Below are 13,222 nucleotides of genomic sequence, written 5' to 3'. Positions count from 1 at the left end.
TCCCTCCATTGTCAAAGGCCGGCCTAACGAGCCGGCCTTCCGCCCTTCTCTACTCCAATTCCGTCATCGGGATATACCCCATCTTTTTAACGGTCGGCGCAAATTCTTCGCTCTTGACAAAGTCGATAAACGCTCGCACTTCTTCCTTCGCTTCCCCTTTGGTAATCATGTATTCATACGACCAAAACGGGTACTTTTCCGTGCGGATGTTTTCCACCGTCGGTTCCGCGCCGTCAATTTTGACCGTTTTCAAGTTTTTCTTTTCCCCAATTAAATACGACATGGCTACATAGCTGACAGCGCCCGGCGTCGAGCTGATCGCCTGTTCGACCGCTCCGTTCGAATCTTGCACCGTACCGATGGAATCATCGATTTTTACGCCTTTCATGATCGTTTTCTCAAATGTCGCCCGCGTACCCGATGACGCCGGACGGTTGATCACGTGAATGGCTTCATCTGGTCCGCCGACTTCTTTCCAGTTTTTAATCTTTCCGCTGAAAATATCTTGAATTTGCTTCGTCGTTAAATTATCGACCTTCACATCGTCGTTGACCACAATCGCAAAGGCGATGCCGGCCACTTTATGGTCAACAAGCTCTGACGCTTTCGATTTGTCGTCCAGCTTCTCCGCCGCCGGCACATCCGAGTTGCCGATTTGCACGGCGCCGGCTGCCACTTGGTTGACGCCCGTACCGCTGCCGCCGCCTTGAACGGTGATCGATACGTCCGGATACTTTTCCATAAACGCGTTTGCCGCTTCCTCTGCCAGCGGCTGAAGCGCTGTAGATCCCGCTAGTGCAATGGTGCCGGAGTAGGTTTCTTCTTTCTTTGCCGTTCCTTCATTGCCGCCCGCGTTGTTCTTTTCAGTCTGCCCGCAGCCGGCCAAAACGCCGGTCATCAACAAGGCGGCCAATCCCAATTTGACTCGTTTGCTCCACATTCAGAAATCCCCCCGTTTTGTTTTCGTACTTTCAACGTACAAGACCATTGTAGCGAGACATTGTTAGGCCCTTATAAAGCAGTTGTTAAGTTTCTGTAAAGACAAAAAACAGGAATATTTTCAAAAAGCCGTCAAGCGAGCCTTGAAGGCAAAGAAGAACGGTGATGCCGTTTTTCAAATTGGAGACATTCTTTTGTTGAAGTGTTTTCCTCATGAACTCAACGACCTTGCTAAGGAAGACATATTTTCGCTGGACAAGCATACATATGAAATAGATATACGCATGCGGAGGAAGCGTCATGAAAAAATTCATTTTTCTCCTGCTTCTCTTTCTTTCCAGTTATATCGTTTACCGCGACCTTGTCATCGGAACGCTTCACCCTTCATCTGAAACAGCGGCAGCCGTTGTCCAGTCGAAACAGGCGGCCATCCCGTACCGGACGGTGACCATTCGCCCTGGCGATACGTTGTTGTCCATCATCGAGAAAGAACTCAACGGTCCATTGCCCGTTCCGCTCGAGCAGCTGATCCGTGATTTTGAACGGTTAAATCCAGGCGAACATGCGCAAACATTAAAAATCGGGAAAACTTATAAAGTGCCGATCTATCGCTAACCGGCGAATCGCTTGTCAAACGGCGGATGGCACTGTTACAATAATGCAGAAAGCGACTTGAATGTTAAAGGAGCGAATTCCCGTGGGTGAAATCATCCATCGTTCAAAGACTCGGCCGGTCCGCGTCGGTCCGCTGACAATCGGCGGCAGCAACGAAGTCATCATTCAAAGCATGACGACGACAAAAACGCACGATGTCGAAGCGACGGTGGCGCAAATCCACCGCCTCGAGGAAGCGGGGTGCCAAATCGTCCGCGTCGCCTGCCCGGACGAGCGGGCGGCTGAGGCCATACCGGAAATCAAAAAGCGAATCAACATCCCGCTTGTCGCCGACATCCACTTTGACTATAAATTGGCGCTGAAAGCGATCGAAGGCGGCGTCGATAAAATCCGCATCAATCCAGGCAACATCGGGCGCCGCGAAAAAGTCGAAGCGGTCGTGAAAGCGGCGAAAGAGCGCGGCGTACCGATTCGCATCGGCGTCAACGCCGGATCGCTGGAAAAACGCATTTTGGAAAAATATGGATATCCAACAGCCGACGGCATGGTTGAGAGCGCCTTATATCATATCCGCATTTTAGAAGAACTTGATTTTCACGATATTATCGTTTCGTTAAAGGCGTCCGACGTACGCCTCGCCATTGAAGCGTACGAAAAAGCGGCGCGCACGTTCGACTACCCGCTCCATGTCGGCATCACCGAAGCGGGAACGCTTTTTTCCGGCACGATCAAAAGCGCGGTTGGACTCGGCGCCATTTTAAGCAAAGGCATCGGCAATACGATCCGCGTTTCGTTAAGCGCCGACCCGGTTGAAGAGGTAAAAGTGGCGCGCGAAATTTTAAAAACGTTCGGACTCGCTTCCAATGCGGCGACGCTCATTTCCTGCCCGACGTGCGGGCGGATTGAGATCGATTTGATTCGCATCGCCAACGAAATCGAAGACTATATCGCCAAAATTCAAGCGCCGATCAAAGTCGCTGTGCTCGGATGCGCCGTCAATGGACCAGGGGAAGCACGGGAAGCCGACATCGGCATTGCCGGCGCCCGTGGCGAAGGCTTGTTGTTCCGCCACGGCAAAATCGTCCGAAAAGTACCCGAAGAGCAAATGGTGGAAGAGCTGAAAAAAGAAATCGACAAGCTGGCGGAAGAATACTTTGCAAAGCAAAAGGAAAACAAAGCCGCTCTGAAAGGCAACGCCGCCCAATGAGCGGAAGGTTCCTGCACAACGAGAAAGGGCGTCCCCGCTTGGGGACACCCTCGCTTTTTACGTATAAAACGGCATAATAAACAGGCGGACGAGAATAGCGATGACGCCGATGCCGATGGCCCACGCACCGAGCGTCTCTGCGCCGCGCCGGCGCGCGATAAACCCGACAATAATGCCGGCCGCCCCTAACAAAATCGGCCAAATAAACAAGGCGATGATGGACAGGGCCAAAGCGAGCCAGCCGAGCCCGGCGCCGTCCGCGCGTTCTTCGTCCCGTTCGTCGCCGCGGCGAATCGGTTCAGCGACTTCCGCCGCTGTTTCTTCCATAAAATTGCGTTCTGGTTCCTCTTTTCCGATCGATTGCACGTAACTTCCGTTATACGTGCGCTCGCGGTCGTCTGCCATATGCTTCCCTCGCTTTCCTAAAGTAAGAAGCATTATTAGTATGAGAAACCGGCGTTATTTTATCAGTGTGAATATTTTCTAACAGGAGGATGAAGCGGTGAAAAAACGGCTTGGCATCGACATTGACGGCACGGTGACATGTCCGAGCACGTTCATTCCGTATTTAAACGAAGCATTCGGCAAAGAGCTCGCATTAAACGACATTACGCAATACAATTTGGCGCCGTTATACGGCGTGGCGGAGGAAGAAATGGACCGCTGGCTTGAGGAAAACGAAGCGGATATTTATGAGAGGGCTCCGCTTGCCCGCTATGCGCTTGAGGTGATTGACAGCTGGAAAGACAAATACGAGCTGTATTACATCAGCGCCCGTGGCCGCCATTTGTACGATCTCACCGAGCGCTGGTTCCGGCGGCACGGCGTCCATTACCACCATATTGATCTGATTGGGTCGCACGACAAAATCGCCGCCGTCCGCCAATATAAGCTGTCGGCCTTCTTTGAAGACAAGTACGATAATGCCTGCGAAATCGCCGAAACATGCGGCATTCCCGTCATTTTGTTTGACACTCCGTACAACCAAGGCCCGCTCCCCGAAAACGTCATCCGCGTCAATAACTGGCTTGAAGCAAAGCGAGAAATCGAACAGCGCCTCCGGCCATAAACAAGGGGCTGATCCAAAACGCGAATGCGTTTTGGGATCAGCCCCTCTGTTGACATTGCGGACATGTGCCGTAAATTTCAAACTTATGGTCCGTGATCTCATACCCATCGAGCTGCGCCGCAAGCCCATCCATCGGACAAGCGTCAATCTTCTTCGTTTTTCCGCACTGGATGCAAATGAAATGATGGTGGTGGCGGCGGGCGCCGCAGGCAAAACGGAAATGTTTCTCCCCGGAAAGCTCGGTCATTTCCAAAATGCCAAGCAGCGCAAAGAGCGACAAATTGCGGTACACGGTATCAACGCTCAAGCCCGGATAGACGGGACGGAGCGCTTCAAGCACGTCTTTGGCCGTCAAGTATTTGTCGCTTTCGGCAAACAACTCAAGCATTTGTCTCCGTTTTTCCGTATATTTAAATCCTTTCTCTTTCATCAACTGCAACGCTTCGTCGATATTCATCGCTGCCGCCCCCTTTTCCATCTGAGTGCGAAAAGCAAAATGACAACCGCTGCGATGACGATCGTTCCACCCGGCGCCCAGTCTAGCTCATACGCCGCCCAAAGCCCGGCGATGACGGCCAGCTCCCCGAACAAAATCGAAAGCCCGATCATCTGTTTAAAACTTTTGGCGATGCGGATGCTCGCCGCCACCGGCAGCGTCATGAGCGACGAGATGAGGAGCACGCCGACGATGCGCATCGATGCAGCAATGACGAGCGCAACAAGCACAATAAACAAAAAATGGATCAATGTGGTGCGAACGCCGGAGACACGGGCGTATTCCTCGTCAAAGGAAAGAAGAAACAGCTCTTTGTAAAACGTCAAAATCACTATCGCGGCAGCTGCGGCGACAGCAAACGCTGTCCAAACGTCAGCACGGCTGACGGCGCTGACGCTGCCGAATAAATACGAAAACAAATCGGTCGTAAACCCGTTGGCCATCGAAATGAAAATGACGCTCAAGCCAAGACCGGACGACAACACGATTGGAATCGCAAGCTCTTCATAATGCCGATACACAGCGCGCAGCTTTTCGATAAACAGCGACCCGACGACGGAAAACCCCATTCCGATGTAAAGCGGGTTCCAGCTCGCGGCCGCCGGCGCCGATGAACTGAGCAAGAGCCCGGCGGCAATGCCCGCAAGCGTCACATGACTCAATGCATCAGCGATGAGCGACAGCCGCCGAACGACAATAAAAACGCCGAGCAATGGCGCCGTAAAACCGGTCAAAACGCCGGCAACAAACGCATTGCGCAAAAATTCGTATTGCCAAATGGCTTCCCACACGTGTCATTCCTCCACCGTCACCGTTTCATTCCGCTCGTTCATGCTCGTGAGAGAGAACGTGGAGCGGATGGCCATAAAACTGCGAAATCGCCTCGTTGCCAAGATGTTCGAACTCTTCCGCCTTTCCATGGAAATAGAGGCGCTTGTTCAAACAGGCGATATCGGTCACCCGGTCCGTGATCGTCCCGATGTCATGCGTCACTAAGATAAGCGTTAAGCCGCGGCGGTTCAAGTCGCCGAGCAGTTCGTAAAATTCATGCACATGGCGCGCATCCACGCCGACCGTCGGCTCGTCTAAAATGAGCAAATCCGGCTTGCTCGCCAGTGCGCGGGCGATAAATACCCGTTGTTGCTGGCCGCCGGACAGCTCCGCGATATTGCGCTTTGCCAGGCCGCTCAACCCAACGGCCGCGAGCGCCGCTTCGACCGCACGGCGGTCTTCGTGTGTCAGCGGCCGAAATAAGCCGCGTTTGGCCGCCAACCCACTCGCCGCCACTTCCTCAACCGTCGCCGGAAAGCTGCGGTTGAAGCTGTTCGCTTTTTGCGACACGAAACCGATTCGATGCCATTCGCGAAACGATTCAATCGGCTCGCCGAACAAAAAAATGCGGCCGCTGTTCGGTTTTAACAAGCCGAGCACACATTTGAGCAGCGTCGATTTTCCCGAGCCGTTCGGGCCGACCAATCCTAAAAATGCCCCTTTCGGCACCGTTAAACTAACATGCTCAAGCACGTTCTCGTTTTCATAGCGGAACGACACATCCTCAATTTGCACAACAAGCCCATTTTCCATGGCGGTTCTCCCTTGCTAATTCAGAATCATTCCGATTTGCTTCACTATGCAAGTATACCCCACCATCCGCGTTTTGTAAACCTCAATGAATCGCTGATTTAAAGCGGGCGCCGCGCACTTCATGCGTCGGCATAATGGTGATGAACGCATCCGGGTCGATTTCATTGACGATCGATTTTAGTTTTGTCACTTCCAAGCGCGTGACGACTGCATAAATGATTTCCTTTTGCTCGTCCGTATATCCGCCTTTGCCGAGCAATTTCGTCGTCCCGCGGCCGAGCCGGTGCAAAATGGCGTCGGAAATTTCCTCATAATGATCGGTCACAATAAAGGCCGCCCGCGTCTCGTCAAGCCCTTCAATGACCGCATCGATCGTTTTTGAGGCGATGTAGTACGTCATCACCGAATACATGGCTGGCTCGAGGCCAAACACAAACGCCGCCCAGCCAAAAATAAAAACGTTGACAAACATGACAAACTCGCCGACCGAAAACGGGATTCTTTTCGTCATCAAAATCCCCAAAATTTCCGTCCCATCGAGCGATCCGCCATGACGGATGACCAATCCGACGCCAAGACCGAGCGACAACCCGCCAAAAACGGTGGCTAAAATCGGCTCGGTCGTCAGCGGGGAAAGATGGTGAAACAGCCGTTCGGTGACGCCGAGGATCACGACGCCTAAAATCGTTGACAGCATGAACGTTTTTCCGATTTGCTTGTAGCCGAAATACATGAACGGGGCGTTTAAGAGGATGACGAGCGTGGCGAAATTGAACAGCCGCCATTCGTCCGGAGTCAAGTAGTCCAGAATCAGCGATATGCCAATGATGCCGCCGTCGATCATTTTGTTCGGAACGAGCAGCCGCTCGATGGCAAACGCCGCCAAAGAGGCGCCAATGGCGATCATCAACACCCGATACAACACATGGCCTAGCGGTTCTTTTTTATGCTGTTTTGACGCCAAACTACCACCCTTTCCCTTTTTGTTTTTTCTATTATACCATACACGCCTTTTCCATTCACGTCATATGATGGAACAGAGTCAGTCAAGACTTTGTGGAGAACATTTTTTCGGTTCACTACGGGCGTTGTCAATCACTAGTTAGCGAACCATTTTCAGGAATTAATATCGTAAGCGCTTTCGGACTCTCATCCCTCATCTTGAGGCGATGATACGATATTCCATTTTTTTACACCCAACCACCATCCCGGAGCGCCGACAACGCTTGATGGATCGGTGTCCCGGATGACCGCTGCAGACACGGTAGATTCTGACGCACCACATCTGCCCATAACCGTCCGGCCTTCCGTTTGGCCTGTTCGATCCGCTTGGACTTTGTTGAGGCCGAGGCCGCCGTTCGGGTCTCTTCTTCCTCCACCAACTGCCCATTTCTCCGCCAAATCCCGTCGATTCGGGCCGCCATCGCCCTCAGAAACGCCCGAAGCCCTTGGTCTTTCCAGCTGCGGCGGGATTTCACCCGATGCGCAAACCGGCTCATCACGCTCTCGGCGTGGCCCATCGGACGCATGCCGGTCGTCTCCACCCCTTGCTCCGACAGCCACTCCCGATAGTCCCGGATGCATCCCGGCATCGACTCGATCCGGCGGATCATGGCAGCCATCTGCTTCTCTTTCGCTTCGTCCTCCAACGTGCCGACCGCGCTGTTCAGCTCCACGAGAAGCCCCTCTTCGTCTTGTTTCGCCAGCTTCTTCCGCACCTCCCGCCAACGCGGATGGCCGGACAGACACTGACGCAGCTCCCGCGCCACATGAAATCGATCCAGCTGAAAGCACGCCCGCTTCCCAAAATACTCCCGGCAGGCCGTGATCCACGACGCCGCGTCGCCGTTGATGATCAACAGGTCCCGGCACGGATCATAGGCATATTCGTTCATCAGCCACTCTTCGAACCGTTCCCACACGTCTCCCTCCCCTTCATGGAGGTAGTGGCGCCGGTTCACGAGCTCGAGCTGCGAACCGTTTCGTTTCCATCCCTCGTGAACCGCCAGGATTTTCTCTTCTTTCGCCCGTTTCCCTTTCCCCTGGCGGGAAATAAACAGTCCATCCGCCTCCACAAACAGCACCCGGCCGTGCCGTTGGGAAACAGGGCGGTGCAGCGAGACAGGGGCCTCCAGCACCAGTTGGCGAATCGCCTCGTGGCTCATGACCGCATACCCCACGATCGACTCCAACGTACGGGCCGCTTTGCGGTAGGAAGAGCACTCTACGGCCAACTCGACCGCCGTTTCCTCGAGGCAAGGACTGATCGATCGGGCCCCATCAAAGCCTAATTCGGCATCCAGCAAGAAGGTATAGTTCCCCGTTTGCCGGTCATAGTAGTAGTTCCGTCGAAACGTCACTTCTCCAAACAGCGTTTGGATCGTAGTCGGCCGTTTGTCTTTCAGCTGATACCGGCGCTTGTCCCGCGCTTCCGCCAGTTGTTGATCAATCTCCTCCAAAAGGGCCGCCAACAAGACAGCGAACACCTTTTGAAGAGTTCTGACTAATTGTTCCTCCAGCTCTTTTAATAAAGGCCATTCTGTGGTAAGATGTTTCATGGACTCTCTCCCTCCTGTTTTCGGTTGATGTTGACAATCACCATCATAGCAGGGAGAGAGTCCTTTTTGCATGACATTTGCTTTTTTCTACCGCGCTTCGCTTGGTGGCCCCGACGAGCGTCGCGAACAAAAGTTCGCAACCCTCGTCGGGGATCATTTCGGAATGTCACCCACAAATATTTTACTCACACGATGGAACAGAAGCAAGGAGGCGGCTGCGATGAACATTTACCAACAGCTTGTCAAGCAAAAATTAAAAACGATCACCCCGGAAGAACTCGTTGCGTACAGCCGAGAGTACGGCTTGCCCATCACGACAAGCCAAGCGAAACAAATTCTTCATCTCGCCCGGACGAACGACATTAACGTCTTTGACCCCGAGGAGCGGAAAAAATGGGTGCGAGAGTTAGCGAAAATCACCTCGCCGGACATCGCTCGAAAAGCGAACGAGCTATTTTTGAAATTCGTGCAAAAAAAATAAAAGGGCGCATAGCCCTTTTCTCATTCCGCCCCAGCGTTGATTTTTTCAAGCAACTGGTCATCGAACGACTGCGCCCGCAGCATGGCGATTTCGTGCTTGTACGGTGGTTTTTTGTTGTGTTTGTCCTCGCCCACGTATGGGGTTTCTAAAATTTTCGGAATATCCTCAAGCTGCGGGTGATGGACGATATAGTTGAGCGCAGCAAACCCGATATGGCCGAAACCGATGTTTTCATGGCGGTCTTTCCGGCTGCCGCGCGGGTTTTTGCTGTCGTTGATGTGCAGTACTTTCAGCCGCCCGAGACCGATGATCCGGTCAAACTCCTCAAGGACGCCGTCAAAATCGTTGACGATGTCATAGCCGGCGTCATGCGTATGGCATGTATCAAAGCAAACGGACAGCTTATCATTATAGGCGACGCCGTCGATAATGTACGCGAGCTCCTCAAACGTCCGCCCGCATTCCGACCCTTTGCCGGCCATCGTTTCTAGGGCGATTTGCACGTTCTGTTCGCGCGTCAACACTTCATTCAGTCCACGAATAATTTGGCGAAGTCCGGCTTCCACCCCTGCGCCGACGTGAGCGCCTGGATGGAGCACAAGCTGTTTGGCTCCAATGGCTTCCGTCCGCTCGATTTCCGCGCGCAAAAAGTCGACGCCTAGCGAAAACGTATCGAGATTGGTCGTATTGCCGATATTGATGATATACGGGGCGTGGACGACAATCTCTTCGATGCCGTGCGCTTGCATATGCTGGCGCCCGGCTTCGATGTTGAGCTCTTCAATCGACTTGCGCTTTGTGTTTTGCGGCGCCCCGGTGTAAATCATAAACGTGTTCGCTCCGTAGGAGGCCGCTTCCTCGCTGGCGGCCAGCAGCATTTTCTTTCCGCTCATGGAAACATGTGAACCGATTTTTAACATGTTCTTCTCTCCCTTTTCTTTGCGTTAAAGGCGGACGGCTATTATGATTTTTTGAAGCGGCCAAGCCGCTTTTTCTTCTTCTCCAGCTCCGCGCGCAACTTTTTTTTGTAGCCCGGCTTCACCTGCTTCGTTTTTTTCAGTTTGGCGAAAAGCAGCGCCAGTTCGTCATCCTTTTCGCCCGCCCGCTTGCTCCGCCGGTTCCACGGCGGCAGCTCCTTCCATTCGCCGCGCACGAGATCACGGTGGACAAACGAAATTCCCATTTTTTCCAACCGAGCAATCGCATCTTGGTCAGACGGCTCGTAAATCGTCGCCGCAATGCCGCTATAGCCAGCGCGCGCCGTCCGTCCGGCGCGGTGAATATAAAACTGCAGATCATCAGGCAACTCGTAGTTGATGACATGACTGACGCCTTCAATATCGATGCCGCGCGCCGCCAAATCGGTCGCGACGACATATTGAAACTCCAAATCGCGGATAAGATTCATCATCTTTCTCCGCTCGCGCGGCGTCAAATCGCCGTGCAGCACGCCGACTTTCAACCCTTGCTCAGCGAGACGGTCGGCGACCTCGTCAGCCATTTTCCTTGTGTTGACAAATACGATGGCCAAATACGGGTTGTAGCTGAGGAGCACATCACGGAGAAGTTTTGTTTTCTCGCGTCCACGCAGCGGGATGAGCACATGTTCGATGTTTTGGTTCGCCGTCTGTTTCGGGTCGACGTGGACAAAGGTCGGGTTTTCCATATATTTTTTCAAAAACGGCTTCAGCTTTTCCGGAATCGTCGCTGAAAAGACGAGCATTTGCAAGTCTTTCGGCATCCGGGCGGCGATTTGGTCGACATCCGTGATAAAGCCCATATCGAGCATCAAGTCGGCTTCATCGACGACAAGGATGTGGGCCGTATGCACATCAAGCGCCTGCTCGCGAATGAAATCGTTGATGCGCCCCGGCGTGCCGATGACAATATGCGGCTGCACGTTGAGCTTTTCGAGCGCTTTTTGCTTATCCGTCCCGCCGATCAAGCAACGGGCGACGATCATCCGATCTTTCGGGCAAAACTTCGTAATTTTCAGCGTTTCGTGATAAATTTGCGTCGCTAACTCGCGCGTCGGCGCCGTGATGACGGCTTGCACTTCGGCGCGTTCCGGTTTGATTTTTTCAATGATCGGCAATAAGTACGCATGTGTTTTTCCCGTTCCGGTTTGCGATTGGCCGACCATGCTTTCGCCGCGCAGCGCCCCCGGAATGATGCGCTCTTGAATTTCCGTCGGTTTATAAAAACGAAGCGTCTTGATCGCTTCGATGATAAACGGCTGAAATGAAAAACGAGTGAACTGCGTTTCTGTCATCAAGCACCACTCCCTTCTATGAAATAAATGCAACTGGAAGGTTTCCCATCTCGTTGGCCCAAAAGCGTGCCGTCTATTTTTTCGACTGTCGGCGGCAAGCTTTGACGCGACGGAAGACGGAACAACCAACCGTTTCACAAATCCATGCATCGGTCTGGAAGCGGTATGGTTCGATCACCCGACAGTCGATCAAATACTGGCTGGCTCCATAAAAAAGCGTAAACGTGAACATTTTAAATGGCATATGGGCACCGCTTCGTCCGCTTCATCATTATAGCGAATCGCTGCCCCCTGCCGCAACTAAAGACGATCCTGCAACAAACCTTTCCCGCCTTGCCCGCATATTGTAGAAAGGAGGACATTCGTTCATCCGCACGACCGAAAGGAGGAAGCTGCTATGAGATACAGTCGGCCCCCGATGATGCCTTCTCCGTTTGCCGGAAGGCCGCCATCCCCGTTCGCCCGCATGCCGGCGCCGCCTTTTGGCCCCAGCGGCCCCGGCGGCTTCTTGGCCCGCTTGTTTTCGCGCGGGCAGCCGCCGGCTGCTGCATCGTCTCCGTGGGGGCTGCCGTTGCTGTCCAACGCCGCTAACACCGCCGCATCCAACACGGGCGGCGGCTTGGTTGGCATGTTAAACAACGTGCAAAAAATGCTTGGCATCGCACAAAATGTCATGCCGATGGTGCAACAGTATGGACCGCTCATCCGCAATCTTCCGGCGATGATCCGCATTTTCCGCGAGTTGAAACCGGCCGATGAAGGGGAAGGCGAAACAACGTCGGAAAGCGCACCGGCCAACGAAACGAAACAAAAGCCGGCCGCCAAGGCGCCAAAAAAACGCTCCGTTCCGCAGGCAAAGCGCGAAGAGCCGCAAGAAAAAGAAGCACCGGCCGCCCCGAAGCCTTCCAAGCCGAAACTGTATATCTAGTTTCTTTCCCCGCCCTAGCGCACCCGCTGTTTAGGGCGGTTATTCTTTGTCTTCTCCCCGGTGCTCCGATATAATGGAAGGTGAACAACCGCCGCACAACCGGCGGCAGGGAGGGAATATGATGGAAGTGATTAAAATTACCCCGCGCGGGTATTGCTACGGGGTGGTCGATGCAATGGTCATCGCCCGCAACGCGGCGTTGGACCCATCTTTGCCGCGTCCGATTTACATTCTCGGCATGATCGTCCATAATAAGCACGTCACGGACGCGTTTGCCGAAGAAGGCATCATCACGCTCGATGGAGAAAATCGTTTGGAAATTTTGGAAAAAATCGACCAGGGCACCGTCATTTTCACCGCCCACGGCGTCTCACCGGAAGTAAAAAAACGAGCGCTCGAAAAGGGACTTGTCACGATTGATGCGACATGCCCCGATGTGACAAAAACGCATCGGCTCATCGAACAAAAGCTCGCCGATGGCTACGATATCATCTATATCGGCAAAAAAGGACATCCGGAACCGGAAGGAGCGGTCGGCATCAATCCGGAAAGAATCCATCTTGTGGAAACCATTGATGATGTCGAACGGCTGTCCATTCACAATGAGCGCATCATGGTGACGAACCAAACGACGATGAGCCAATGGGACGTCGCCGACATCATGGCGAAAGTGAAAGAAAAATACCCGCACGTGGAAATGCATAAAGAAATTTGCCTGGCCACCCAGCTTCGACAAGAGGCGGTCGCTGAGCAGGCGAAGGAAGCCGATGTGACGATCGTCGTCGGCGACCCGCGCAGCAACAACTCGAACCGCCTCGCCCAAGTATCGGAAGAGATCGCCGGCACGAAGGCGTATCGCGTCGCTGATGTGACGGAAATCGACATCAACTGGATTAAAGATGCGAAAAAAGTCGCTGTCACCGCCGGCGCTTCCACCCCGACGCCGATTACGAAAGAAGTGATCGACTTTTTGGAGCAGTTTGACCCGAACGACCCATCGACATGGAAGAGGGAACGGAAAGTGCCGCTGCAAAAAATCTTGCCGAAAGTGAAAACAAAGAAAGAAGAGTGAC

The 13,222-nt window shown here is 53.3% G+C and carries 15 protein-coding genes; 6 read left to right on the top strand and 9 right to left on the bottom strand.

Annotated features, from left to right (window positions below; translation table 11 throughout):
* Nucleotides 1–49 precede the first annotated feature (49 nt).
* Nucleotides 50–940: a phosphate ABC transporter substrate-binding protein PstS family protein gene (locus CWI35_RS16115; protein WP_011231943.1), complete on the bottom strand. Its 891-nt coding sequence runs from the start codon at nt 938–940 to the stop codon at nt 50–52.
* A 299-nt stretch (nt 941–1,239) separates the two neighbouring features.
* Between CWI35_RS16115 and CWI35_RS16105 the strand changes: the two genes are divergently transcribed.
* Both CWI35_RS16105 and ispG read left to right on the top strand, forming a co-directional pair.
* Nucleotides 1,240–1,554 (top strand): LysM peptidoglycan-binding domain-containing protein, encoded by a 315-nt coding sequence (locus tag CWI35_RS16105; protein ID WP_011231945.1) that lies wholly within the window; start codon nt 1,240–1,242, stop codon nt 1,552–1,554.
* A gap of 82 nt (nt 1,555–1,636) precedes the next feature.
* The gene (ispG, locus tag CWI35_RS16100; RefSeq protein ID WP_023634660.1) at nt 1,637–2,761 is read left to right on the top strand and encodes a flavodoxin-dependent (E)-4-hydroxy-3-methylbut-2-enyl-diphosphate synthase; all 1,125 of its coding nucleotides are present in this window, start codon (nt 1,637–1,639) and stop codon (nt 2,759–2,761) included.
* A 57-nt stretch (nt 2,762–2,818) separates the two neighbouring features.
* Here the strand turns inward: ispG and CWI35_RS16095 are convergent, their stop codons facing one another.
* Nucleotides 2,819–3,166 carry a hypothetical protein gene (locus tag CWI35_RS16095; protein ID WP_011231947.1) on the bottom strand — a complete coding sequence of 116 codons (348 nt, stop codon included), beginning with the start codon at nt 3,164–3,166 and terminating at the stop codon, nt 2,819–2,821.
* Between the two features lie 97 nt (nt 3,167–3,263).
* Here CWI35_RS16095 and CWI35_RS16090 point away from each other — a divergent pair, with 97 nt between their 5' ends.
* On the top strand, nt 3,264–3,830 hold the full coding sequence (locus tag CWI35_RS16090; protein WP_011231948.1) for a nucleotidase: 567 nt from the start codon (nt 3,264–3,266) through the stop codon (nt 3,828–3,830).
* Between the two features lie 37 nt (nt 3,831–3,867).
* Here CWI35_RS16090 and CWI35_RS16085 read toward each other — a convergent pair whose 3' ends face one another.
* The 5 genes from CWI35_RS16085 to CWI35_RS16065 form a co-directional block, all read right to left on the bottom strand.
* Complete coding sequence (locus CWI35_RS16085) at nt 3,868–4,287, bottom strand: Fur family transcriptional regulator (RefSeq protein WP_011231949.1); 420 nt, start codon at nt 4,285–4,287, stop codon at nt 3,868–3,870.
* Nucleotides 4,284–5,117, bottom strand: a complete 834-nt coding sequence (locus CWI35_RS16080; RefSeq protein ID WP_023634659.1) for a metal ABC transporter permease — start codon at nt 5,115–5,117, stop codon at nt 4,284–4,286. The genes CWI35_RS16085 and CWI35_RS16080 overlap by 4 nt, the downstream gene beginning before the upstream one ends.
* A 25-nt stretch (nt 5,118–5,142) precedes the next feature.
* Nucleotides 5,143–5,910: a metal ABC transporter ATP-binding protein gene (locus CWI35_RS16075; protein WP_011231951.1), complete on the bottom strand. Its 768-nt coding sequence runs from the start codon at nt 5,908–5,910 to the stop codon at nt 5,143–5,145.
* A gap of 82 nt (nt 5,911–5,992) precedes the next feature.
* Nucleotides 5,993–6,874 carry a YitT family protein gene (locus CWI35_RS16070; protein ID WP_011231952.1) on the bottom strand — a complete coding sequence of 294 codons (882 nt, stop codon included), beginning with the start codon at nt 6,872–6,874 and terminating at the stop codon, nt 5,993–5,995.
* 226 nt (nt 6,875–7,100) lie between these two features.
* The gene (locus CWI35_RS16065; protein ID WP_015374689.1) at nt 7,101–8,468 is read right to left on the bottom strand and encodes an ISLre2-like element ISGsp3 family transposase; all 1,368 of its coding nucleotides are present in this window, start codon (nt 8,466–8,468) and stop codon (nt 7,101–7,103) included.
* Nucleotides 8,469–8,688: 220 nt separating this feature from the next.
* Here CWI35_RS16065 and CWI35_RS16060 point away from each other — a divergent pair, with 220 nt between their 5' ends.
* Nucleotides 8,689–8,949, top strand: coding sequence for a DUF2624 domain-containing protein (locus tag CWI35_RS16060; protein WP_011231953.1), 261 nt, complete (start codon nt 8,689–8,691; stop codon nt 8,947–8,949).
* Between the two features lie 20 nt (nt 8,950–8,969).
* On the opposite strand, the gene CWI35_RS16055 is transcribed toward CWI35_RS16060, so the two are convergent.
* Complete coding sequence (locus tag CWI35_RS16055; RefSeq protein WP_014196359.1) at nt 8,970–9,869, bottom strand: deoxyribonuclease IV; 900 nt, start codon at nt 9,867–9,869, stop codon at nt 8,970–8,972.
* Between the two features lie 41 nt (nt 9,870–9,910).
* Nucleotides 9,911–11,221: a DEAD/DEAH box helicase gene (locus CWI35_RS16050; protein ID WP_119877921.1), complete on the bottom strand. Its 1,311-nt coding sequence runs from the start codon at nt 11,219–11,221 to the stop codon at nt 9,911–9,913.
* A gap of 397 nt (nt 11,222–11,618) precedes the next feature.
* On the opposite strand from CWI35_RS16050, the gene vrrA reads away from it, so the two are divergent.
* Together vrrA and CWI35_RS16040 are read left to right on the top strand one after the other, a co-directional pair.
* Complete coding sequence (gene vrrA, locus CWI35_RS16045) at nt 11,619–12,149, top strand: VrrA/YqfQ family protein (protein ID WP_011231956.1); 531 nt, start codon at nt 11,619–11,621, stop codon at nt 12,147–12,149.
* A 121-nt stretch (nt 12,150–12,270) separates the two neighbouring features.
* On the top strand, nt 12,271–13,221 hold the full coding sequence (locus CWI35_RS16040) for a 4-hydroxy-3-methylbut-2-enyl diphosphate reductase (protein WP_011231957.1): 951 nt from the start codon (nt 12,271–12,273) through the stop codon (nt 13,219–13,221).
* Nucleotide 13,222: the final 1 nt, after the last annotated feature.

It is taken from the genome of [Bacillus] caldolyticus, assembly GCF_003595605.1.
Lineage (GTDB): Bacteria > Bacillota > Bacilli > Bacillales > Anoxybacillaceae > Geobacillus > Geobacillus thermoleovorans.
The sequence above is the reverse complement of the archived record's forward strand: the minus strand, read 5'-3'. Positions and strand labels throughout refer to the sequence as shown.